Genomic DNA, 23,211 nt, shown 5'->3' with positions numbered 1-23,211 from the left:
CCGTGCGCTACTGAGCGGGAAGCTTGCCGCCCAGCTCATCCTCGATATGCGCGCGGATGATCTCGTCAAAACTCTTTTCGGCACTGAAGCCAAGTTCCCTTGACCGCCGCGCCTCGAAGCGGGTCGGCCAGCCCTTGACGATTGCCCAGATCGTCTCGTCGGGCACCTCGCGGATCAGGCTTGTCGTCTGCGATCCAGCCACCCGTTCCAGCGCCTCGATCTGCTCGCCAACGGTGACGGCGACACCCGGCATCGTCAGGTTGCGGCGCGGCCCCACGGCTGCGCCCTCGATCTCCGCGCCATGGATCAGGAAATTCACCGCCGAGCGCGGGCTGGCATGGGTGTGCACGACCGAGCGCGGCACCGGCAGGATCGCCTCCTGCCCGTTCAACGGTTCGCGAATGATACCGGAGAAGAAGCCGGACGCAGCCTTGTTGGGCTTGCCGGGCCGCACGCAGATCGTCGGCAGCCGGATGCCGATGCCGTCGAAGAAGCCGTGCCTGGAATAGTCTGCCAGCAGCGCTTCGCTCATCTGCTTCTGCGTGCCGTAGGAGGTCAGCGGCGTCGGGTGGAATTCGTCCGGTATGACGTCCGGGAACGGCGCGCCGAAAACGGCGATCGACGACGTGAAGACGACGCGCGGCGCAAACCCTGCCAGGCGGATGGCGTCGAACAGCGCACGCGTGCCGTCGAGGTTGACGCGGTAGCCGAGGTCGAAATTCGCTTCCGCCTCACCCGACACGATGCCGGCGAGGTGGAAGACGACATCGGGGCGCGACACAACCAGGCTTTCCGCGGCGCCTGCTTCGGCAAGGTCCCCCGTGTGCAGCGCGACGCTGACGCCGTCCATGGCTGGCGCCTGCGGCGGTACGATGTCGTGCAGGTCGAGCGCGGTGATCTTCTCGCCGCGCAGCGTGCCGTCCTTGGCCAGCCGGGCGATGAGCTTGCGGCCGACCATACCCGCGGCGCCGGTGATCAAAATGCGCATGTCCGATATCCCTTACTTCCGATTTTTGCGCTGGGTGCGCGCGCGCAACCAGAACACCAGGAAAAACGCCAGCACGAAGACGGTGCCGAAGATACCCGCCAGCACGGTCGAATAACTGCCGAGTGCCAACATCACGGTCGGCAGGTAGAAAGCGGTAATGCCGAACAGAAGCATGATCCAGACCGCCGCAATGGCCGCATTGCGCGTGTCACGGTCCATCATGCCGCACCGGAACGGCGGTCATTCATCGAGCTGAGTTGCAAAGCTGGAGGACTCCTGAGGCAGGCCCGACCATGGTTATCGATCGATCCTAGTGATAGTGGCCGTGATGCGGGGCCGCATCGTGCTCATGCTCGTGATGATGGTCGTCGCCGTCGTCGGCGCACCGGCCGAATTCCGGTTCCACGGTGGCATGGCTGATGCCGTGCTCGCTGGCAAGCCGCTTCTTGATGGCGCTGACCGCCTGATGGGCATCGACGCCCTCGTTGAGGCAGGCATGCAGCGTCGCCATGCTGCTCGACCCGTCGAGCGACCAGATGTGCATATGGTGCACCTCGCGCACGCCCTGGACCGTTGCCTGAATGTCCCCGGCGATCAGGTCGCGATCGAGGCTTGGCGGCACGCCTTCGAGCAGGACGTGGGCGGCGGCGCGCATCAGCGACCACGCGGTGGACAGGATCAGCAGCGATACCAGCACGGACAGGATCGGGTCGATCGGCGTCCAGCCGGTCGCCAGGATGACCAGTGCCGCGACGATCGCGGCTGCCGAGCCGAGCAGATCGCCGAGCACATGCAGGATGGCGCCGCGCATGTTGAGGTTGTCTCGATCGCCGCCATGCAGCACCAGGAAGGAGCCGATATTGACCAGCAGGCCGAGGATCGCCACCACCAGCATCGGCCCGCCCAGCACCGGCGCCGGTGTCAGCAGGCGATCCCACGCTTCGTAGACGATCCACAGAGCGATGACGAAAATGGCGATGCCATTGGTGTAGGCCACCAGCGTCTTGACGCGGCCGAAGCCGTAGGTGAGCTGGCCGGTTGCCGGCCGGCCCGCCAGATGGAAGGCATACCAGGCCAGGCCGAGCGCAATGGCGTCGGCGAGCATGTGGCCGGCATCGGCCAGCAGCGCCAGCGACCCGGTGAACAGGCCGCCGAGCGCCTCGGCCACCATGAAGCCGGCGGTCAGGCAGGCCGCGATCAGCACGCGCTTCTTGTCCGTCGAGCCGTGCACATGGCCGCCGCCGTGATCGTGCCCGCTGTGATCGTGGATATGCGCCAAATGGCAAACTCCCGTTAGGCGCCGAATTCCGCGCGAAAATCCTCGAGCCGGCGGTTCTGCTGGCCATTGGCGTCGAAGTTGGCCGGATCGAGCCAGGCTTCATAAGCCTTGCGCAGAGCCGGCCATTCCTTGTCGATGATCGAATACCACGCGGTGTCGCGGTTTTCACCCTTGACGATGAGATGCTGGCGGAAAATACCCTCGAACTTGAAGCCGAACCGTTCCGCCGCGCGCTTCGACGGCCCGTTGCGGTTGTTGCACTTCCATTCGTAGCGGCGATAGCCGAGTTCGTCGAAGATGTATTTCATGAACAGGAACTGTGCTTCCGTCGCCGCCGGCTTGCGCGAGATGAGGGGTCCCCAGTAGATGTTGCCGATCTCGATGACGCCATGGGTCGGATCGATGCGCATCAGCGTCTGGCGGCCGGCGACCTTGCCGCTTGCCTTGTCGACAACAGCGAAGAACAGCGGATCCTCGCTCGCCTCCACCTTGTCCAGCCAGGGCTGGAAGGCGGCGCGGGTTTCCGGCGGATAGTCGGGCAGCCACGCGAAGCGGCCGTCGACGTCGGCCACGGACGACGCTTCATAGAGGCCGTCGCCATGTGTTGCGGCACTCAATGGCTCGAGCCTGACATAGCGGCCCTCCAGAACCTTGCGCTCCGGGCGCGGGCGCGGCTGCCAGTCTTTGAGATTTTCCGACACCGAAAACTCCAATCCGTTTGACTTTTGCGGGCGGACGCTCACAAAAACGCTCGCCAACAGTAAGAACCACAGGGACGGGAAAAATGCTCCACACGATTTCGGCCTTCGACCGTCTTGGCGAGGAAAACGCTTTTGCCGTGCTGGCCCGGGCAACGGCGCTGGCGAGCCAGGGCCGCGACATCGTCAATCTCGGCATCGGCCAGCCCGACTTCAAGACGCCGCAGCACATCGTCGAGGCGGCGATCAAGGCGCTGCGTGACGGCCACCATGGCTACACGCCGGCCAATGGCCTGCTGGCGACCCGCGAGGCGGTGGTGCGGCGCACGCTGACGACCACCGGCGTCGAGGTCTCGCCGGAGGCGGTGATGATCCTGCCCGGCGGCAAGCCAACCATGTTCGCCGCCATCCTGATGTTCGGCGAGCCCGGCGCCGAGATCCTCTATCCCGACCCCGGCTTTCCCATCTACCGCTCGATGATCGAGTTCACCGGTGCAACCCCCATTCCGGTGCCGATGCGCGAGGAGAACGGCTTCGCCTTCTCGGCCGAAGAGACGCTGGGGCTGATCACGCCGAAGACTAGGCTCTTGATCCTCAACTCGCCGGCCAACCCGACCGGCGGCGTCACCCCGCGCGCCGAGATCGAGAAGCTGGTCAAGGGGCTTGAGAAGCATCCAGACGTGGCCATTCTCTCCGACGAAATCTACGATGTCATGACTTATGACGGCGAGACGCATTGCTCGCTGCTTGGCTTTCCCGAGATCCGTGACCGGCTGATCGTGCTCAACGGCTGGTCCAAGACCTGGGCGATGACCGGCTGGCGCATGGGCTGGTCGATCTGGCCGAACGGCGACAAGGGCGCCCACCTCTACGACAAGGTGCGCAAGCTGGCGGTCAATTGCTGGTCCTGCGTCAACGCACCAAGCCAGTTCGCCGGCATCGCGGCGATCGACGGCCCGCAGGATGACGTCGACACTATGATGCGCGCCTTCGACAACCGCCGGAAAATCGTGGTCGAGGGCCTGAATGCCCTGCCAAACATCTCCTGCATCACGCCCAAGGGCGCGTTCTATGCCTTCCCCAATGTCTCGAAGACCGGCTGGAAGGCCAAGAAACTCGCCTCGGCCCTGCTCGACGAGGCTGGTGTGGCGCTGATCGGCGGCCCCGATTTCGGCATTCTCGGCGAAGGCTATGTCAGGCTCTCCTACGCCAATTCCGAGGAAAACATTTTGCGCGCGCTGGACAGGATCGGAACGTTCCTGGCCAAGTGAGCATCAGCGTCGCCGCGCGAGCCGGATAGCTTGCCACCGCATTCCATGACGGTGTCATGAGCCGTCCGGAGGCGCGCAGCCAAGGCTGTGCGGGCATACCGAAAACGGCTACGAATTCCCGTATCAGGACCAATGAGGGTATCTCGCATGTTCTACGCAATCCTTGCCTATCACGTGGAAGATGCGATCGAGGCGCTGACGCCGCAGGAAGATGCGGCGCTGATGGCCGAGTTGCTCAAGATCAACGGCAGGCTTCATGCGGAAGGCACGCTTGGGCCGTCAGCGCGTCTGGGAACGACACGGGATGCCTGCACCTTGCGCGGCCCGGGCGACGGTATGATCATCGATGGGCCCTTCGCCGAGACCAAGGAACAGTTGCTCGGCCTCTATGTCGTCGACTGCGTCACCAGGGACGACGCCATCGCGATCGCGCGCGATCTTCGTCGTGTCAATCCGACCGCCGTTTACGAGATCAGGCCCATTCTACTCTTCAAGCCCGGCGTGCCGCTGGCGGAAAAATGAGGCACGGGCAAAAGCGCCGCCAGCGCCCGCTGCTCACCCACGCCCCACGAACGGCATCTTGGTCGCCATCACGGTCATGAACAGCACGTTGGCGTCGAGCGGCAGGCTGGCCATGTGCACGACCGCGTCGGCGACGCGTTGGACATCCATCACCGCTTCGGCTGATATCGAGCCATTGGCCTGCGGCACGCCGACGGTCATCGGCTGCGCCATGTCGGTCAATGCATTGCCGATGTCGATCTGTCCGCAGGCGATGTCATAGGGGCGGCCATCGAGCGCCAGCGTCTTGGTCAGCCCGGTGATGGCGTGCTTGGTCGCCGTATAGGGCACCGAGCCCGGGCGCGGCGCATAGGCCGACACCGAACCATTGTTGATGATGCGGCCGCCCATCGGCTTCTGCTTGCGCATGGCGCCGAAGGCCGCGCGCGCGCACAAGAAAGATCCGGTGAGGTTGACGCCGACGATATCGTTCCAGACCTCGACCGGGATCTCGTCGATCGGCGTCGACTTGTAGCCCATGCCTGCATTGTTGAAGAGCAGATCGACCCGCCCGAAAGCCTCCGCCACGGTCTCGAACAGATCGTCGACCTCACCGGCCTTGCTGATGTCGCAGGCAACCGCCAACGCTCTGGCCTCGGTCGGCCCGATCTCGGCGATCGCGGCATCCAGCACCGGCTTGCGGCGCCCGCAGAACACCGTATTCCAGCCGGCCTTGAGCAATGCCGTGGCTACGCTCTTGCCGATCCCGGTGCCGGCCCCGGTGACGATGGCGGTCTTTTGCTCGGTCATGGCTGATGTCCTCCGGCAGCGATGTGCGTGCTCGCCTGATCTACAAATTCGGTTCGGGTGGAGAAGGCATCGCAAATGATGGCAGCGATGGCAAGCGCGGCCACTGGGACATGGCCTCGAAAAGTGAACCCATTTATTTGGAGGGCAGCCGGCGAGGACGGACAAAAAGGGCGGTCATTGGCGACCGCCCTGATCTGAACCGGGCTTGGGAGGAGGAAAAGCCGATCCGACTGTGTAGAATCATGCGCTTCCTGAGTTAACGAAAGGTTAACGCCTCCACGGCCTGTGTGCCAATCCGGGTTACCACTGCGGATTGGGTGGCGTACCCTCGGCCGTGGGCACTTTCGCCGCCGAAACCGTCGCCTCAACATGGTCGATCAGCGAGTCCGGCAGGCCGAGACGCCCGGCAAGCAGGTCGAGGTAACCGCGCTCGGCGCGCGTGTTGGGATCGATGGTAAGGCGCGACGCCGTATAGAGTTCGAGCTTCTGCGCGTCGGTCTTGGCGCCGGCCACCAGCGTGTCGAGGTCGAGCGGCCTCTCCAGCTCCGCCATCAGGAATTTTTCCGCATCGGTGCCGATCCCGGCGAGGCTGAGCTTGCCGGCGATCTTCCGGCGCTCTTCGTCGTCGACATGGCCGTCGGCCTTGGCCGCCGAGATCATCGCCCGCACCAGGGTCAGCGTGAACTCATCCTCGCCTTGCGGCGCCTGCGACGGGTGGAAGGCGGTGTCCTTGGGCGGCGGCAGCAATTCCGGCTCGCCAGCCGCGGGCGCCTGTTCCGGTGCGTTGCCGGCCTTGTAGTTCTGGTAGGCCTTGTAGGCGAGACCACCGATGGCGGCCAGTCCGCCGAGCTTCACCGCGGCACCCGTCACCTGCCGGCCGGCGCCGGTCCCAAGCAGCACGGCGGCTAGCGCACCGGCGGCCAGCGGATTGTCCTTGGCCATCTGCACCGCCTGGCCAGCCTTGTCGCGGACCGTGCCGCTGGCACCGGGAACTTGCGAGCCGAGCAGATCGTCAAGAAGCTTCTTGGGATCGAACATCGATGCCTCCAGGATTTGCCCAGCCGAACGGGCAGGTTTCGAACGCCGAAGAGGTAGGTCCCGAAGCTTGACATTGCAATGACAGTGCCCCGGTTTGCCCGGCCCCGGCGCCCTCGATCAGGACCCGATGTGCGGTCCCCTGCCCCGCGCTTGCGCGAGCTCGACCTGTCGCTGCCGCTCCGCGTAGCGCTTCCGGTCTTCGTCCGAGCGGGCGTCAAAACAATGCGGGCAAGAAACGCCGGCGGCATATCGAGGCGAAGCCAGCTCGCTTGCCGTCAGCGGATGGCGACAGGCACGGCAAAGCTCCGCATCACCCTCGGTGAGGCCGTGCGACACCGAAACCCGCTCGTCGAAGACGAAGCACTCGCCTTGCCACAGGCTCTGCTCCGCTGGAACCTCCTCAAGGTATTTGAGGATGCCCCCCTTGAGGTGGAACACGTCCTCGAAGCCGAGTGACTTCACATAGGCGGTCGCCTTTTCGCAGCGAATGCCGCCGGTGCAGAACATCGCCACCTTGCGTCCTTCGAGATCCGCCCGATGCGCTTCCACCCAGGCCGGGAATTCGCGAAAGCTCGCCGTCGCCGGGTCGACGGCGCCCTTGAAGCTGCCGATCGAGACCTCATAGGCGTTGCGCGTATCGATGACGATCGTGTCGGCTTGCGAGATCAGCGCATTCCAGTCGCCCGCCTCCACATAGGTGCCCGCACTTGCCGCCGGGTCGATGGTCTCGACGCCCATGGTGACGATCTCGCGCTTCAGCCGCACCTTCATGCGATGGAAGGGCATGGCCGCGGCACTGCTGTACTTGACCTCGAGACCCGACAGGCCGTCGATCGCTTCGATGTGTTCGATCAGCGCGGCGATCGCTTCGTCGCTGCCGGCGACGGTGCCGTTGATGCCCTCATGCGCCAGGAGCAGCGTGCCCTTGATGCCGCGCCCGCAGCAGAAGGCCGCAAGCGGCGCGCGCAACGCCTCGAAAGCATCGAGCCGGGCAAAACGGTAGAGCGCGGCGACGCGGGCTGGCTGGGATGGCGCGGGCAGTGTTGTCATTGCCAGAGCAACTAGACGCTAGTAGAAGCCGATTCAAGTGAAACGGGTTCGATCCGTCTGTCATGGCTCTGTCGGGAAAGAACCTTTAAGCTGAGTGGCCACGCGTGACATCGCGCCGCGATGGGTTCCGTGGACAGGGCAATACCGGTCTGCTAATCGGTTGAAATCCCCTCGATACGCCGCCGACAAGGAGAGACCGAATGCCCAGCAAGACCGAGAACCTCCTGTCGCTCCTCAATGGCCAGCCGGTCATTCCGGTGTTGAAGATCGCCAACGTTGCCGATGCGGTGCCGCTGGCCCGTGCCCTGGCGCGTGGCGGTTTGCCGGCGATCGAGATCACGCTGAGGACCGCGGATGCGCTCGAAGCGATCCGTCGCGTGGCGGGCGAAGTCGAGGAAGCCATCGTCGGCGCCGGCACCATTCTGGATGCCAGCCAGTTCGACGAAGCGGCCGCGGCCGGTTCGCGCTTCATCGTCAGCCCCGGCATCACCCGCGAGCTTCTGGCTGCCGCCTCCGACAGCGAGGTTCCGCTGCTGCCCGGCGCCATCACGCCCGGCGAGATCATGGCCGCGCGCGAAGCCGGCCTTCGCTTCCTGAAATTCTTTCCGGCCGAACAGTCCGGCGGCATCGCTTCGCTCAAGGCTTTTGCCTCGCCGCTGGCGGACGTCAAGTTCTGCCCGACTGGCGGCATCACCGGCAAGAACGCGGCCGACTATCTCAGCCTGTCCAATGTCATCTGCGTCGGCGGCTCATGGGTGGCGCCCGACGACATGGTCAAGGCCGGCAAGTGGGATCAGATCGAAGCGCTCGCACGCGCTGCCAGCGAACTCGGGAAATAGCGCCTTTCCGCACGGCATGAAAAACCCGGCCGACGAGCGTCGACCGGGCCTTTTTGACTGGCTAGTCCAGACTGCGATCAGTTGCAGACCTTGACCGTCTCCGTCACCTTGTGATGGTGCCGCCAGTGCGTCACCACCCTGGTGCGGCAGTGCTTCTTCATCATGTGCATATGATTGTCGGTCTTGACGACAACGGTCTCCGCCTGTGATGGCGCGATCGCGGCCGATGCTGCCGCCAGCGCCATAACTGATGCCAGTAGAATCCTTTTCATGAATATCCTCGGGTTGGAGCGTACCCACACTAAACCGGAAATGAGTGGGCCGTTCCCGCTTCACGAGAAGTTCAGCCGCGCGTGATCCTCAGGGATCGGAGACCGCATGCATCGCACCCTGGGACAGCAAGAAGCCGCGCGGATCGCCCGGCGCGGCCTCGGCATACTGCGGCCTGTTCGTTACTTCGTCTGGAAGCGGGCGACAGACAGGAACTTGACGGCGTTGCCGGTAAAGCGATTGGCGTCGGCCACCTGATTGTCCTGCTGGAAGCCGGCCGTATAGACCTCGCTCGGCGGCGTATGCACGATGTTGTAGGCGTAACCCGGCGCGGTCGTCGCACTCGAAACGGTGGCGACGTTCTCGCCGCTGGTCAGTGCCCAGCGGGCGGCCTGCGGCGCTGCGGCAACCACCACGGCCCTGGGGCCAGGCTTTTGATCGCGGGCGGTGGCCCTGGCCTCCTTGCGGGTCGTCTTCACACCGGCGCCGATCGCGGCGGCCGGATCCGAACCGGCCGGCCGGCCGGCAACAGCCTGGCGCGGCGATGCCGCATCGACGCCGGACGGATCGTTGAAGGCTGAACGCGGTTCCACGGCCAGCGAGGCGAGCTGATATTCGTCGGCCGTGCCGGCCTTGGCATTGGCCTCGTCGAGCACGGCCTTGACGGCATCCGGCTTGGCCGGCTCGGGACGCGCCGTCGGCAGCACGGAGAACGCATCCGTCGCGGTCTTCCCCTGGTCAGCCGTTTCGGCCAGCGCCATCAGCACATCCTTGCTGGGCGGCGGCGCGAGATCCGCCGGCAGCGTGCGTTCGGGACGCCATGTCGGCAAGGGGATGTTGTTGACGGCGACCTGCGCCGGATCGGCCTTGCCGAAAGGCATGTTCGCCGGCGCCTGCGCGGTCGCCACGGCCTGTTCCGTGGTGGTCGTCGCATCCGCCGTGGCGAAGGGAACGTTTTCAGGCGTCTGTGCGCCGACATCGGCCTTCGGCCGAGGCGCGAAATCGGGCAGCGGGATTTCCTTGGCCGGCAGCGCCGCGATGATTGTCTCCGGCGTGTCCTTCTCCGGTTCCGGAGCCTGCTCGTCGGCAATCTGCGGAATGTCGGCGCGCTGGGCATTCTCGGGGGCCACGATGGCGATGCCAGGCAGGTTGCCGCTCTTGGCTGTCGCGGCCGGCTTCAGATTTCTAGCCTTGGGCGCGGGTGCGGCCGAAGCGGTCTCGACGTCTGCGCTGTCGTCGGCCTCGTCATCGCCACCGCCGCCGAAGAAGGCAGCGAGGAACCCGCCGGATTTCTTGCCGCTGCCGCCGGCGCTGGCCACTTCGATATTCGGTGTGCCCGAACCCTTGCGCGACTTGTAGGAGGCCAGCGCCTGTTCATAGCCGGGCAGCGGCCGGCCATCGCTCGGCACATGCAGCGTCTTGCCATTGGGGAACAGGCTGACCAGTTCCTGGCGGCTGATGCCGGGCCAGTGGCGCACATTGCCGACATCCATGTGGACGAATGGCGAACCGGAGGTCGGGTAATAGCCGACACCACCGCCCTGCATCTTGAGGCCGATGTTGCGCAGCTTCTTCAGCGGTACGCCGGGAATGTAGAAATCCATCGCCTTGCCAAGCATATGCTGGCTCTTCTCGGCGACACCGCGGCTGCGGCTGCGCAGCATCGAATTGGTGGACGGCGACCGGTAGCCGCAGACGACCTGGATATAATCGGTGGCGCCGCTTTCCCGATACGCCTCCCAGACCAGATCCAGCAGGCGCGGGTCCATCTTGGTCGGCTCGTTGCGACGCCAGTCGCGCAGAATGATGTTGATCTTCCTCAGGCCTTCGGGAACGTAGCGACCATTGCGCTTGTAGACGATCTCCGCCTTCTCATGCGTGTGGAGATGGTAGAGCTTCAGCGTACGAACTTCGGCCTGGGCGCCCGTGGCGGCCGCGGCAACAAAACCAAATGCGACAATCACCGCCGCCAACCATCTCGGCCAGACGCTCAAATGATAGTGTCGCCCGTTTGTGAGTCGTTCGATTCTGTTCAAATCAAAAGGCCTTGCAGGCTGCCGTTTGTCCCCGGATTTGCCCAAACGGACGTGTCGTTTTCACATCCGAATATCGATCCTAATGGTTAATCATCGCTTATTGAAGCCAAAATGCGGTAAGACCATGGCGATATCCCGTCAAAAATTGTCCGCAAGGTTTCTTGGTAAACCGCTGGTTTAGATCAGGATTCCGGCTTGGGCCGAACACGATGTGTTACCGCCGGCCTCAATGCGTGAACAATACCCCGTCGAGCGCCGCCATTATCCGGCGACGGCGCTCTGTCGAACCATATAATGACGAGGGAAACTGGTGCCTGCCTTGCGGCTCAGGAAGCAAGCCTGTCGACGCGGCCGGTTTCCGGGTCGATGCCATATTCCTTGAGCTTGCGGTAAAGCGTCGAGCGACCGATGCCGAGCCGGCGGGCGACCTCGCTCATCTGGCCATTGTAGTGATCGATGGCGAGCTTGATCATTTCGAGCTCGACATCGGCCAGCGCACGCACATTGCCGCGCTCGTCGAGCGCCCGCAGCGTGCCGAAGCGGGCCTGGACCCCGGCCGGCAGCACAGCCGCCGGAGCGGTCTCGTCGGGCACAACGTCCTCGTCGCGCGGCTCCAGCGACGGCGGCGGCGCAACGCTGCTTGCTTCCAATGTGTCGTCCGCGTCGAGATTGAGGGTGCCTTCCACCTGCGCGCGGATCTGCGGGAAGTCATCGGCGGTCAACACATCGCCTTCGCACAGCACCGAGGCGCGGAAGACGGCGTTTTCGAGCTGCCGGATGTTGCCGGGCCAGTCATAAGCCTGCAGCACCGCAAGTGCTGCCGCCGAAATGCCTTTCAGCCGATGGCGCGGGTCGGCCGGCGCCACCTTCTCCATGAAATGCGCGACCAGATGGGGAATGTCGTCGCGGCGGTCGCGCAGCGGCGGCACGAAGATCGGGTAGACGTTCAGCCGGTAGAACAGATCCTCGCGGAATTTGCCGTCCTTGACCTGTTGCAGGAGGTTGCGGTGCGTCGCCGAAATCAGCCGGATGTCGACCTTGACGGTCGAGCGGCCGCCGACCGGATCGACCTCGCCTTCCTGGACGGCGCGCAGCAGCTTGACCTGGACGTCGAGCGGCAGGTCGCCGATCTCGTCGAGGAACAGCGTGCCGGAATGCGCCTCGACGAATTTGCCGGTGTGCTTGTCGGTGGCGCCGGTGAACGAGCCTTTCTCATGGCCGAACAGGATGGATTCCACCAGATTGTCGGGAATGGCGCCGCAATTGACGGTGACGAAGGGTTTCGAGCGGCGGTCGCCGCTGCCCTGGATGGCACGCGCCACCAGTTCCTTGCCGACGCCCGACTCGCCCTCGATCAGGATCGGGATGTGAGAGGCCGCCGCTTTCTGGCCGAGACGTATCACCCGGTCCATGGCCGGACTATGGGTGATCATGTCCCTGAAGGTCAGCAGCCCGCCGCGTTTGCGCGACGTGCGCTTGACCTCGCCCTCTACCGCCTCGACCTTGAGCGCATTGGAGATCGAGGCCTGCAGCCTGTCGGGCGAAGCCGGCTTGACGACGAAATCGAAAGCACCGTGGCGCATCGCCGAAACCACGGTTTCGATGCCGCCCTGCGCGGTCTGCACGATGACCGGCACGCTGATGTCGCGCTCGCGCATCGCCTTCAGCACGCCGATGCCGTCGAGACCGGGCATGACCAGGTCGAGGATCACGACCGAGACATCGCGGGCGCCAGGCCCGTCGAGAACTTCGAGGCCGGCGGTACCGCCATCCACAACGATCGCGGTATGGCCGAACCGCGTCACCGCGGCCTCGAGCAGCCGGCGCTGCACGGGATCGTCATCGACTATGAGTATGGAACCTGTCATGACTATCTTGCTTCGCCCGCGCCCGAAAACCCCATGGATCATCTTGGCACAGGGTTCTAAATAAGGTTTCAAAAAACCCGGTGAACGAATTCCTTAGGATTTGACCGGCTTCTCCATTCCCGTTGAGTCCGGCTCCGTGATTGCGGCCACGTGATTCAACCCAGGCCATTTGATTCAAAGAAGGTATCTCGATGCGCATGATGTTTGATCGGCGGATTGCAGCGCCAGCGTCCGGTCAGGGCGCTGCCGGGCTTGGCGATCTGCCGGAATGGAACCTCGCCGACCTCTATGCCGGCATGGACGCGCCGGAACTGAAGCGTGACATTGCCAAGGCGGCGGCCGACGCCGTCGCATTCGAGGCCCGCTGGAAAGGCACGCTCGCCGCCGAGGCCGGGCGCGGCAGTACCGGCAGGCTGGGCGAGGCACTGGCCGCATACGAGGCGCTCGAGGAACTGATCGGCCGTATCGTCTCCTATGCTGGCCTCGTCTATGCCGGCAATACCGCCGATCCGCAGCGCGCCAAGCTCTATGGCGACATCCAGGAGAAGATGACCGATGCCAGCGCGCATCTGTTGTTCTTCGCGCTCGAGCTGAACCTGATCGACGATGCGGCGATCGAGGGCGCGCTGGCCGCCGATCCCGCCTTCGGGCATTACCGCCCGTGGGTGCTCGATCTCAGAATGGACAAGCCCTATCAGCTCGAGGACCGTGTCGAGCAGCTTTTCCACGAGAAATCGATAACCGGGCGCGGCGCCTGGAACCGCCTGTTCGACGAGACGATGACCGATCTTCGCTTCGATATCGACGGCGAGGAACTGACGCTGGAGCCGGCCCTCAATCGCTTGCAGGATGCCGACGGCGAGGTCCGCCGCCGCGCCTCGGAGGCGTTGGCCACGACCTTCCGCAAGAACCTGCGCACCTTTACGCTGATCACCAACACGCTTGCCAAGGACAAGGAAATTTCGGACCGCTGGCGCGGCTTCGAGGACATTGCCGATTCACGCCACCTCGCCAACCGCGTCGAACGCGGCGTGGTCGATGCGCTCGCCACCGCCGTGCGCGAGGCCTATCCGCGCCTGTCGCACCGCTATTATGCGATGAAGGCGCGCTGGCTCGGCATGGAGGTGATGAACCACTGGGACCGCAACGCGCCCTTGCCGGAGACGCCGCAGGCGGTGATCGGCTGGGATGAGGCCAGGAACACGGTCCTGTCGGCCTATCACCGCTTCTCGCCCGAGATGGCCGAGATCGCGCGCACCTTCTTCGACCGCAACTGGATCGACGCGCCGGTGCGTCCGGGCAAGTCGCCGGGTGCCTTCGCACATCCGACCGTACCCTCGGCTCACCCCTATGTGCTGCTCAACTACATGGGCAAGCCGCGCGACGTGATGACGCTGGCGCATGAACTTGGGCACGGCGTGCATCAGGTGCTGGCCGCCGGCCAGGGCGCGCTGATGGCCTCGACGCCGCTGACGCTGGCCGAGACGGCATCCGTCTTCGGCGAGATGCTGACCTTCCGCTCGCTGCTCGAGCGGACCACCGACCGGCGCGAGCGCAAAGCCATGCTCGCCCAGAAGGTCGAGGACATGATCAACACCGTGGTGCGCCAGATCGCCTTCTATGAATTCGAGCGCAAGGTGCATGCCGAGCGCCGCAACGGCGAGTTGACATCCGACAGGCTGGGCGAGTTCTGGCTGGAGGTGCAGGCCGAAAGCCTGGGGCCGGCGATCAAGTTGCGCGAGGGCTACGAGGTGTTCTGGACCTACATTCCGCATTTCATTCACTCGCCCTTCTACGTCTATGCCTATGCGTTCGGCGACTGCCTGGTGAATTCGCTCTACGCCGTCTACCAGAATGCCGAACGCGGCTTTCAGGACAAATATTTCGAGATGCTGCGTGCCGGCGGCACCAAGCATCATTCGCAGCTTCTGGCGCCCTTCGGCCTCGACGCCACCGATCCGGCCTTCTGGCAGATCGGGCTCGGCGTCATCGGCGGCCTGATTGACGAACTGGAAACGCTCGACGATTGAGACGCCTCTCGCCCGGCAAGAACAGTTTAGCCGGAATGCATGTTCGGGCCGCGCTTTTCTTGCCCTAAATATTTGTTCTTGAAGAACTCTACATCGACGTTTTCCCATAGCTTTCCGCAAGCTCTATGGTAGCTTTCCGTTTAAGCTCAGCCGGAGCGCATGCGGATCGGCGAGGGAAATCTCAGCCGGCCGTGGCGATCAGGCGAACGCGACAACGGCCGTTGGCCATGGGCAGGCAAAGCCGATCGCCGACAGCTTGACCGAAGCCGGCTGTTCCGCGAACCGCGGAACCATCATCGAGTAGTCCTGCGCCGAAGGCCATGACCCACGGCAGACGGATCTGACTGGAGAGAGACAATGGGCACTTTTTTCTACGTGGTCCTGGCGTTGTTGGTAGGCGTGTTGGTCGGCTGGTTCATCTGGGGGCGCCTGCGCGGTGAGCTCGACAGTCTTCGCGGCGACCTCGATCGCACCCGCAGCGAGCGCGACAAGCTGCGCGCCGACAGCGACCGCCTGACCGGCGAACTCAGTGCATGCGGCAAGAGCCGCTCCGACCTCGAGCGTCAGCTGCGCGAGGCCCAGGCCTCGTCGGGCACCGGCGGAGCAAAGGCGTCAAGTCAGCCACCGGCAGCCCTGATGTCGACGCCAGCCGTTGCAAAATCCGGTGCGGCGGCAGCCAAGCCAGCCGCCGCGAAGGCGGCCCCGGCAAAGGCAGCACCGAAGCCCGCGGCCGCCAAACTCGCAACTGCTTCGGCACCGGCAGCCATGGCTTCGCAGAGCAAGGCTCCGACGACCAAGGCTCCGGCGAAGACTTCGACCGTGCCCAAGGCAGCACCCGCTGCAAAGAAGACCGCACCGGCAGCGGCCAAGCCGGCGTCGGGCAAGCCCGACAATCTGCGCCGGTTGATCGGCATCGGCCCAGTCAACGAAAAGCTGCTCAAGGCGCAAGGCGTCACCACATACGCCCAGATCGCCGGCTGGACACCAGCCGACATCAAGCGGATCGAGGAGGTGATGAACTTCGACGGCCGCATCGCGCGCGAACGCTGGATCGAGCAGGCCAAGCTGCTCGCCGCTGGCAACGAGGCCGAATTCGCCAAGCAGTTTCCGACGGCCGGAACCGCCAGCAATACCTGAACGACGGATACAGAGGCCATGCAACCGGCGGCGCCAAGGGCGCCGCCGCTTTCTTTTGTCGGCAAGGTTCGATCCGGCAAAGGTCGGCTTTGAGGGACAGGGTGCCGTTCCCTCGATTGCGCGCGCCCGGCCCCCTATATAGAGCGATCGTCAGCTCCATCGATCCCGGTTCCCATGTCCCTGCCCGCAGCAATTTTCCGCAACGACGAAAGCGCGCGCCAGCTCGTTTTCAAGCGGCCGGCCGATGTCATCGTTGCGCATGAGGCCAAAGACTTCCCGGCGGCGTTGCAAGCGGCGCAGGCCGCGCACGATGCCGGCAAATGGCTGGCCGGCTATTTCTCCTACGAGGCCGGTTACCTGCTCGAACCGAAACTCGTTCCCTTGCTGCCGGGTCGGCGCCGGGCCCCGCTGGTCTGCCTCGGGGTCTTCGATGCTCCTGATGAAGAAGCGGTGCCGCCGCCAGGCACGCCGACCAACGGCCCGATCTTCGACGCAAGGGCAACGTGGTCGTTCGAGGACTACGAGAAGCGGTTCTCGCGGTTGCATCGGCACATCAGGCAAGGCGATTGCTACCAGGGCAACCTGACCTTTCCGGTGCACGCGCAATGGTCCGGCGATCCGCTCGCCGCCTTCGACGCACTGACCGAACGCCAGCCCGTGAAATATGGCGCCCTGATCGCGCTGGGCGACCCGATCGTCCTGTCGCGCTCGCCCGAACTGTTCTTCGAGATCGATGCGGCGGGGATGATCGAGACGCATCCGATGAAGGGTACCGCACCGCGCGGCGCAACCGGGGACGAGGACGAGCGGCAGAAGAATTTCCTGCGCAATGACGAGAAGAACCAGGCCGAGAACCGGATGATCGTCGACCTCCTGCGCAACGACATATCGCTGATCAGCGAGGTCGGCACGCTGGAGGTGCCGGAACTGTTCCGCATCGAGACCTACCCGACCGTGCACCAGATGGTGAGCGACGTCAGGGCCAAGCTGCTGCCCGGCCTCTCGATACGACAGGTATTCGCGGCGCTGTTTCCCTGCGGCTCGATCACCGGCGCGCCGAAGATTCGCGCCATGGAGATCCTGCACGATCTGGAGGCCACGCCGCGCGATGTCTATTGCGGCGCCATTGGCTGGATCGCGCCCGGCGGCACGATGCGCTTTTCCGTGGCGATCCGCACCATCTCGCTCTTTGCCAGCGGCGAGGCCGTCTACAATGTCGGCGGCGGCATCGTCTTCGATTCGGTCGCGGAAGAGGAGTATCAGGAGTGTTTGCTCAAAGCCCGTTTCGCGACGGGGACACCGCCGGTTTCGAGCTGATCGAGACCATGCGCTGGGAGCCCGCCTCGGGCTTCCTGCGCCTCGATCGCCATCTTGCGCGCCTTTATGGCTCGGCGGCGGAACTGGGCTTCAGCTATGATCCGCAAAGGGTTGGCGAGGCCCTGAGCGACGCGGTCGATCGATCGCCCGTCGCCATGCGCACGCGGCTCGCCCTGTCGCGCAATGGCCAGGCCAACGCCTCGGCGCAGCCCTATGAACCGCTTGCCGCCGACAAGGTGTGGGCACTGCGGCTGGCGCGGACGAGGCTCGATTCGAGCAACATGCTGCTGCGCCACAAGACCAGCCGGCGGCAGCTCTATACCCAGGCCCGCTCCGAATACCTCGTCACCCAGGCCGATGAGGTGCTGCTGGCCAATGAGCGCGGCGAGATCTGCGAAGGCACGATCACCAATGTCTTCGCCGATTTCGGCGACGGCGTGCTGGCAACGCCCCGGCTCGATTGCGGCCTGCTGCCTGGCGTACTGCGCGGCGCGCTTCTGGATGAAGGCCGCGCCGGTGAAGCGATCTACAGCTTGAATGACCTGAAATCCGCCAAGGCGCTGTTCGTCGGCAATTCGCTGCGCGGGCTGATCCCGGCCAAACTAATCTGAAGTCAACTGATCTGAGGCATGACGTCCCTACCCGCCCACACGCCGTATGACGGCTCGTCGAAACTCTTCACCATCGGGCTGAAGCCGCTCGACCCTGCGGACTGGATCGAGGTAGACGGCCATTTGCTGCCCTACCTCGCTAAAAAGCGCCGGCTCTATGCCGAAATCCCTGAACGCGTCTTCGTCGAGCAGGACGGTACGCTTGACGCCCAGCAGGAAGTGCTCGAACTGCTCGGCGCTTACCTGCCGGAAAGATTTCCCGACACCCACCGGCGCAGCGATGCGGGCGTTGCGGTCGTGGGTGCGACGAGCCGTCCCACGATCCCCTCCAGCCTCGCCGGCGCCCCCCTCGTCGCGGCCTCGCTGCTGGTCCAGGAGGACCTGATCCTCATGCGGCGGGGCGAAGACGGCTGGCGGCTCGCCGCGGGTTCGCTGTGCTTTCCCTCGTCCTGGTCGCTTGTCGAAAAATTCGGCAAGCCGCTGCAGCAGATCCACGAGCCGGTGCCGGGCTTCGGCCCAGGCACAAGGCCGGCCGATCTGATCAACCGGATGTTCGATGGCCTGCAGGGCCAGGCCGTCGAACGTTACAATTGGTCAATCCAATCAGGCGATGCACTCTACCATCCGCTGTCCAATATCGAGCGCATCGACCGCGCCACCAGCCGGCCGACGCGTTTCCCCGACGGTGACGTGAAGACGCACGCCTTCATCCGGGTCGAGCGCCAGACGCTGCGCAAACTGCCCGCCTCACGCGACATCCTGTTCACCATCCGCATCCATCTCGACCCGCTCGCCGTGCTGGCGCGGCACCCGGACCGGGCGACGCTGGCAGCGTCCTTTGCCGCGCAGCTCGAAGCACTCGATGTCGCCCAGCTCGACTACAAGGGCCTGACATCGGATCGCGATCGGCTGATCGCCGTCCTTAACCAAATGGCCAAGGACGCGTAGTCGCTGGTTGGCGCTTTTCGCTGGTTTGTGACAATGATCTGTGATGTAGCGCATGGCCGTTGGGTGAAAATGCCGGGCTTTTGCACGCAGTTGCCCAGCTTTTGAACGCAGTTGCCCGGCTTTTGGACGTAGTTGAAGGAGTGCTCGATAAAATGGCGAACGAAAACTGGCCCGTTTACGGTGAGATCACCGGCCCCGTGGTGATGATCGGCTTCGGCTCGATCGGACGCGGAACGTTGCCGCTCATCGAGCGCCATTTCAAGTTCGACAAGTCGCGCATGACAGTCCTCGACCCGCGCGATACCGATCGCAAGCTGCTCGACGAGCGCGGCATCGCCTTCGTCCAGGAAGCGGTGACCGAGAAGAACTACAAGAAGCTTTTGACGCCGCTTCTGACCAATGGCGGTGGCCAGGGCTTCTGCGTCAACCTGTCGGTCGACACCGGCTCGGTGGACCTGATGCGGCTCTGCCGCAAGCTCGGCGTGCTCTATATCGACACCGTCGTCGAGCCTTGGCTTGGCTTCTATTTCGACGCCAAGGCCGACAACGCCAGCCGCACCAACTATGCGTTGCGCGAGGCGCTGATCAAGGAAAAGCACGACAAGCCGGGCGGCGCCACTGCGATATCCACCTGCGGTGCTAATCCCGGCATGGTGTCGTGGTTCGTCAAGCAGGCGCTGGTCAACCTCGCCACCGATCTTGGCATGGAATTCTCCGAGCCATCGCAGGACGACCGCGAGGGCTGGGCCAAGCTGATGAAGAAGGCCGGCGTCAAGGGCATCCACATCGCCGAGCGCGACACCCAGCGGACCAAGAAGCCCAAGCCGATGGATGTGTTCTGGAACACCTGGTCGGTCGAGGGCTTCATCTCCGAGGGGTTGCAGCCAGCCGAGCTCGGCTGGGGCACGCATGAGACCTGGATGCCCAAGAACGGCAAGAAGCACAAGCATGGTTCAAAGGCCGCGATCTACCTGGAGCAGCCCGGCGCCAACACCCGCGTACGCTCCTGGTGCCCGACGCCGGGACCGCAATATGGCCTGCTGGTAACCCACAACGAGGCGATCTCGATCGCCGATTTCTTCACCGTGCGCTCCAAGAAGGGCAAGGTTCAATACCGCCCGACCTGCCACTACGCCTACCATCCCTGCAACGATGCGATGCTGTCGCTGGACGAGATGTTCGGTGCCGCCGGCAAGCCGCAGCCGGTGCACCACGTGCTCGACGAGAACGAACTGGTCGACGGTGTCGACGAACTCGGCGTCCTGCTCTACGGCCATGACAAGAATGCCTACTGGTACGGTTCGCAGCTGTCACTCGCCGAAGCGCGCAAGCTGGCCCCCTACCAGAACGCCACTGGCATGCAGGTCACCTCGGCTGTCCTGGCCGGCATGGTCTGGGCACTGGAGAATCCCGCCGCCGGCATCGTCGAGGCCGACGAGATGGATTACAAACGCTGCCTGGACGTGCAGTCGCCCTATCTCGGACCGGTCAAGGGCTATTATACCGACTGGACGCCGCTCGACAGACGCCCGGGTCTCTTCCCGGAGGACCTCGACCGCAGCGACCCGTGGCAATTCCGCAACATCCTCGTCCGATAGCACCACCCGGACCATGCTCCATTGCCTTGCAATCGCCCGGAAATCGGGCGATTGAAGGGAGGCGGCCTGGGGTGGCGATGTGCGTCCGTTGAACGCTTAAACCCCGGCACTTTGGACGTTCGCGTCAATCCCAGAAATCGGCCCGATTTCTGGGACGACGCGTTTGGAGAGGATTTCATATGATGATTGCGCGCAAAGTTCTTTCGACGGGCCTGGCGGGCGCCCTTGCCTCGATGCTTGCTGCCTGTGCCACCAGCGGCCCAGATACGCCGCCCATGGCCGCCGCCCCGAAAGGGGTCGAAGGTTCCTGGATCGATGCCAAGGGCACCGGCCTGTCGACCTTCACCGGCGGCACCTTCACGACCGTCGCCACCGACACGGGACAGAAGCTTGCCGATGGCAGCTACACGATGACCGGCGCCACGTCGGTGCAGATCAACGGCACCTCGCTGATCCGCCAAACCCCGGTAAGCTTCAATTGCCTGATGGTGTCGACCAGCCAGCTCAACTGCACCAGCTCCGCCGGCCAGAATTTCGTGCTGACGCGGCGCACCTGAACTCGGCGAACATTCCAGTCACAAAGAACGACGGCGGCCCCTCGGCCGCCGTTTTTTTGTGCAAGGTTTCGCGCCTGGAGATACCGCCGCATTTCCGCTTGCGTCGGCCCGAACGCGATGGGAACATGATCGAAAGGCTGGCTGTAATACCCAGTCAAACAAGGCGCCAGACGCCTCTGATCAGCCTACCGGGAGACGAAGATGAAGAAGCTTGCCGCCATTGCCGCCCTTTCCGCTTCGACGCTTGGCCTGTCGGCCGGCGCATCCTTTGCCGACTACACACTGAACATCCTGCACATTAATGACTGGCACAGCCGCATCGAAGGCAACAACAAATACGAATCGACCTGCTCGGCCGAGGAGGAGACCAAGGGCGAATGCATCGGCGGCGCCGGCCGGCTGATCACCGCCATTGCCCAGGAACGCAAGAAGCTGGAAGGCCAGAACGTGTTGCTGCTCAGCGCCGGCGACAATTTCCAGGGTTCGCTGTTCTACACGACATACAAGGGCAAGGTAGAAGGCGAGTTCCTCAATGACATGAAGTTCGACGCCATGGCACTCGGCAACCATGAATTCGACGACGGCGAGGCGGCGCTGGCGCCGTTCCTCGACATGATCAAGTTCCCGGTGCTCGGCGCCAACGTCAAGGCCAACGCGCAGTCCAAGCTCGGCGACCGCGTCAAGTCGTCTGTTGTCGTCGAGGTCGGTGGACAGAAGATCGGCATCATCGGCGCCGTCACCAACGACACGCCCGAACTCGCCTCTCCCGGCCCCAACATCAAAATCGAGGACGACGTCAAGTCGATCACGGCCGAGATCGAGAAACTCAAGGGAGAAGGCGTCGACAAGATCATCGCCGTGACCCATATCGGCTACAACAGGGAGCGCGACGTCATCGCCAAGATCCCTGGCATCGACATCGTGGTCGGCGGCCACAGCCACACGCTTCTGTCCAATACCGATCCGAAGGCGGCTGGCCCCTACCCGACCATGGTCGACAACCCCGGCGGCTACAAGGTGCCGGTGGTGCAGGCGGCGTCCTATTCGAAATATCTCGGCGAGTTCAAGGTGGTTTTCGACGACAATGGCGTCGTCAAATCGGCAAGCGGCGACCCGATCTATCTCGACAAGTCGATCACACCGGACCCGGCCGTGCTCGTCCGCATCAAGGAGCTTGGCGCGCCGATCGAGGCCTTGAAGAACAAGGAAGTGGCCGAGACCACCGACGTCATCGACGGCAGCCGCGAAAGCTGCCGCGCCAAGGAATGTGCGATGGGCAATCTCGTCTCCGACGCCATCCTCGACCGCGTCAAGGGACAGGGCGTCGAGATCGTCATCTCAAATGGCGGCGGCCTGCGCGCCTCCATCGACAAGGGCACCGTCACCATGGGCGAGGTGCTGACCGTGCTGCCGTTTCAAAACACGCTGGCGACCTTCCAGATTTCCGGCAAGGACCTGGTCGCCGGCCTCGAAGGCGGGCTCAGCCAGATCGAGGACGGCGCCGGCCGCTTCCCGCAGGTGGCGGGCCTCAAATATTCCTTCGACAAATCGGTCGCGCCCAATGCCGGCCGCGTCAAGTCGGTGGAGGTGATGGAAAACGGCGCCTGGACGCCGATAAGTCCGACCAAGGACTATTTGGTCGCCACCAACAACTATGTCCGCCAGGGCGGCGATGGCTACAAGGTCTTCGCCGAAAAGGCCAAGAACGCCTATGATTACGGCCCTGGCCTCGAACAGGTCATGGCCGACTATCTCGGCGCGCACCGGCCCTATACGCCGAAGCTCGACGGCCGCATCACCGAGATCGCAGCGACGACAGCGGCAGCTCCCGCCGCCGAACCAGCAAAGCCGGCGGAGACCGCACCGGCAGCGCCGGCACCGGCCGAGGCTGCCAAACCGGCTGCACCGGCAATGCCGGAATTGCCTGCCAACTCAGGCGATATCGCCAACACGCCGCCAGCCATATCGACGGAAAACGCGCCTGCACCACCGGCCCCGCCGGCACCTGCCGAACCGGCGAAGCCTGCCGAGACCACTCCCGCGCCGGCCACTCCTGCGCCTGCGACGCCCGCGCCCGCCGAGCCGGCAAAGCCCGCTGAAGCCACACCAGCCACCGGCAATCATGTCGTCGTGACCGGCGATACCTACTGGGATCTGGCGAAGAAGGCCTATGGCGATGCGACCAAGTGGAAGCTCATCTATGAGGCGAACAAGGGCCAAAGGCCGCATCGGCTTATGCCGGGCGCGACACTGACCATCCCGGCGAAGTAATTTCGTCCAGCTCCGCCACATCGCCCGCCCGGGGAACCGGGCGGGTTTATATTTCCATGGCCTGATGCATGTCGCCCGGAGGTGTCCTCGATTA

General features: G+C 64.1%; 22 protein-coding genes. 12 read left to right on the top strand and 10 right to left on the bottom strand.

Going from position 1 to position 23,211, the window contains the following annotated elements; all coding sequences use genetic code 11:
- Nucleotides 1-7 precede the first annotated feature (7 nt).
- From denD to FJ954_RS14850, 4 genes are all read right to left on the bottom strand, one after another.
- Complete coding sequence (gene denD / locus FJ954_RS14865) at nucleotides 8-988, bottom strand: D-erythronate dehydrogenase (protein ID WP_140661800.1); 981 nt, start codon at nucleotides 986-988, stop codon at nucleotides 8-10.
- 12 nt (nucleotides 989-1,000) lie between these two features.
- Nucleotides 1,001-1,210 carry a hypothetical protein gene (locus tag FJ954_RS14860; RefSeq protein ID WP_140661799.1) on the bottom strand — a complete coding sequence of 70 codons (210 nt, stop codon included), beginning with the start codon at nucleotides 1,208-1,210 and terminating at the stop codon, nucleotides 1,001-1,003.
- Nucleotides 1,211-1,298: 88 nt separating this feature from the next.
- Entirely contained in the window at nucleotides 1,299-2,267 is a 969-nt protein-coding gene (locus tag FJ954_RS14855; RefSeq protein ID WP_140661798.1) for a cation diffusion facilitator family transporter, read from the bottom strand.
- A 14-nt stretch (nucleotides 2,268-2,281) separates the two neighbouring features.
- Nucleotides 2,282-2,968: a GNAT family protein gene (locus FJ954_RS14850; RefSeq protein WP_140661797.1), complete on the bottom strand. Its 687-nt coding sequence runs from the start codon at nucleotides 2,966-2,968 to the stop codon at nucleotides 2,282-2,284.
- Between the two features lie 83 nt (nucleotides 2,969-3,051).
- Here FJ954_RS14850 and FJ954_RS14845 point away from each other — a divergent pair, with 83 nt between their 5' ends.
- Nucleotides 3,052-4,236: a pyridoxal phosphate-dependent aminotransferase gene (locus FJ954_RS14845; RefSeq protein WP_140661796.1), complete on the top strand. Its 1,185-nt coding sequence runs from the start codon at nucleotides 3,052-3,054 to the stop codon at nucleotides 4,234-4,236.
- A gap of 147 nt (nucleotides 4,237-4,383) precedes the next feature.
- Nucleotides 4,384-4,758, top strand: a complete 375-nt coding sequence (locus FJ954_RS14840; RefSeq protein WP_015315862.1) for a YciI family protein — start codon at nucleotides 4,384-4,386, stop codon at nucleotides 4,756-4,758.
- A 33-nt stretch (nucleotides 4,759-4,791) separates the two neighbouring features.
- Here FJ954_RS14840 and FJ954_RS14835 read toward each other — a convergent pair whose 3' ends face one another.
- On the bottom strand, nucleotides 4,792-5,547 hold the full coding sequence (locus FJ954_RS14835; protein ID WP_135881316.1) for an SDR family oxidoreductase: 756 nt from the start codon (nucleotides 5,545-5,547) through the stop codon (nucleotides 4,792-4,794).
- 5 nt (nucleotides 5,548-5,552) lie between these two features.
- On the opposite strand from FJ954_RS14835, the gene FJ954_RS31815 reads away from it, so the two are divergent.
- Entirely contained in the window at nucleotides 5,553-5,807 is a 255-nt protein-coding gene (locus tag FJ954_RS31815) for a hypothetical protein (RefSeq protein ID WP_140619405.1), read from the top strand.
- A gap of 40 nt (nucleotides 5,808-5,847) precedes the next feature.
- Here the strand turns inward: FJ954_RS31815 and FJ954_RS14825 are convergent, their stop codons facing one another.
- Together FJ954_RS14825 and FJ954_RS14820 are read right to left on the bottom strand one after the other, a co-directional pair.
- Nucleotides 5,848-6,585, bottom strand: a complete 738-nt coding sequence (locus FJ954_RS14825) for a tellurite resistance TerB family protein (RefSeq protein ID WP_140619403.1) — start codon at nucleotides 6,583-6,585, stop codon at nucleotides 5,848-5,850.
- 117 nt (nucleotides 6,586-6,702) lie between these two features.
- The gene (locus FJ954_RS14820; protein WP_015315859.1) at nucleotides 6,703-7,635 is read right to left on the bottom strand and encodes a rhodanese-related sulfurtransferase; all 933 of its coding nucleotides are present in this window, start codon (nucleotides 7,633-7,635) and stop codon (nucleotides 6,703-6,705) included.
- A 200-nt stretch (nucleotides 7,636-7,835) separates the two neighbouring features.
- Between FJ954_RS14820 and FJ954_RS14815 the strand changes: the two genes are divergently transcribed.
- Nucleotides 7,836-8,474, top strand: coding sequence for a 2-dehydro-3-deoxy-phosphogluconate aldolase (locus tag FJ954_RS14815; protein WP_140661795.1), 639 nt, complete (start codon nucleotides 7,836-7,838; stop codon nucleotides 8,472-8,474).
- A 77-nt stretch (nucleotides 8,475-8,551) separates the two neighbouring features.
- On the opposite strand, the gene FJ954_RS14810 is transcribed toward FJ954_RS14815, so the two are convergent.
- The 3 genes from FJ954_RS14810 to FJ954_RS14800 all read right to left on the bottom strand — a co-directional run bounded on the left by FJ954_RS14810 (nucleotide 8,552) and on the right by FJ954_RS14800 (nucleotide 12,648).
- Nucleotides 8,552-8,746, bottom strand: coding sequence for a hypothetical protein (locus FJ954_RS14810; RefSeq protein WP_015315857.1), 195 nt, complete (start codon nucleotides 8,744-8,746; stop codon nucleotides 8,552-8,554).
- Nucleotides 8,747-8,926: 180 nt separating this feature from the next.
- Nucleotides 8,927-10,708, bottom strand: a complete 1,782-nt coding sequence (locus FJ954_RS14805; RefSeq protein ID WP_246681070.1) for a DUF882 domain-containing protein — start codon at nucleotides 10,706-10,708, stop codon at nucleotides 8,927-8,929.
- Nucleotides 10,709-11,106: 398 nt separating this feature from the next.
- On the bottom strand, nucleotides 11,107-12,648 hold the full coding sequence (locus tag FJ954_RS14800; RefSeq protein ID WP_140661793.1) for a sigma-54 dependent transcriptional regulator: 1,542 nt from the start codon (nucleotides 12,646-12,648) through the stop codon (nucleotides 11,107-11,109).
- 191 nt (nucleotides 12,649-12,839) lie between these two features.
- Here FJ954_RS14800 and FJ954_RS14795 point away from each other — a divergent pair, with 191 nt between their 5' ends.
- From FJ954_RS14795 to FJ954_RS14760, 8 genes are all read left to right on the top strand, one after another.
- Nucleotides 12,840-14,678 carry a M3 family oligoendopeptidase gene (locus tag FJ954_RS14795; protein WP_181177818.1) on the top strand — a complete coding sequence of 613 codons (1,839 nt, stop codon included), beginning with the start codon at nucleotides 12,840-12,842 and terminating at the stop codon, nucleotides 14,676-14,678.
- 357 nt (nucleotides 14,679-15,035) lie between these two features.
- Nucleotides 15,036-15,815, top strand: coding sequence for an NADH dehydrogenase (locus FJ954_RS14790; protein ID WP_015315852.1), 780 nt, complete (start codon nucleotides 15,036-15,038; stop codon nucleotides 15,813-15,815).
- Between the two features lie 174 nt (nucleotides 15,816-15,989).
- Nucleotides 15,990-17,132 carry an aminodeoxychorismate synthase component I gene (locus tag FJ954_RS14785; RefSeq protein ID WP_140661792.1) on the top strand — a complete coding sequence of 381 codons (1,143 nt, stop codon included), beginning with the start codon at nucleotides 15,990-15,992 and terminating at the stop codon, nucleotides 17,130-17,132.
- On the top strand, nucleotides 17,081-17,743 hold the full coding sequence (locus FJ954_RS14780; protein ID WP_015315850.1) for an aminotransferase class IV family protein: 663 nt from the start codon (nucleotides 17,081-17,083) through the stop codon (nucleotides 17,741-17,743). Before FJ954_RS14785 ends, FJ954_RS14780 begins: the two co-directional genes overlap by 52 nt.
- Nucleotides 17,744-17,761: 18 nt before the next feature.
- Entirely contained in the window at nucleotides 17,762-18,691 is a 930-nt protein-coding gene (locus FJ954_RS14775) for a DUF3445 domain-containing protein (RefSeq protein ID WP_140661791.1), read from the top strand.
- Between the two features lie 152 nt (nucleotides 18,692-18,843).
- Complete coding sequence (locus FJ954_RS14770) at nucleotides 18,844-20,289, top strand: homospermidine synthase (RefSeq protein ID WP_140661790.1); 1,446 nt, start codon at nucleotides 18,844-18,846, stop codon at nucleotides 20,287-20,289.
- A 179-nt stretch (nucleotides 20,290-20,468) separates the two neighbouring features.
- Nucleotides 20,469-20,846, top strand: coding sequence for a hypothetical protein (locus tag FJ954_RS14765; protein ID WP_140661789.1), 378 nt, complete (start codon nucleotides 20,469-20,471; stop codon nucleotides 20,844-20,846).
- Nucleotides 20,847-21,047: 201 nt separating this feature from the next.
- Nucleotides 21,048-23,117, top strand: coding sequence for a bifunctional UDP-sugar hydrolase/5'-nucleotidase (locus FJ954_RS14760; protein WP_140661788.1), 2,070 nt, complete (start codon nucleotides 21,048-21,050; stop codon nucleotides 23,115-23,117).
- Nucleotides 23,118-23,211: the final 94 nt, after the last annotated feature.

Origin of the sequence: Mesorhizobium sp. B2-3-15 (genome assembly GCF_006442875.1) — a bacterium.
Taxonomy (GTDB): domain Bacteria; phylum Pseudomonadota; class Alphaproteobacteria; order Rhizobiales; family Rhizobiaceae; genus Mesorhizobium; species Mesorhizobium australicum.
This window is presented reverse-complemented; position numbering and strand designations above follow the sequence as displayed.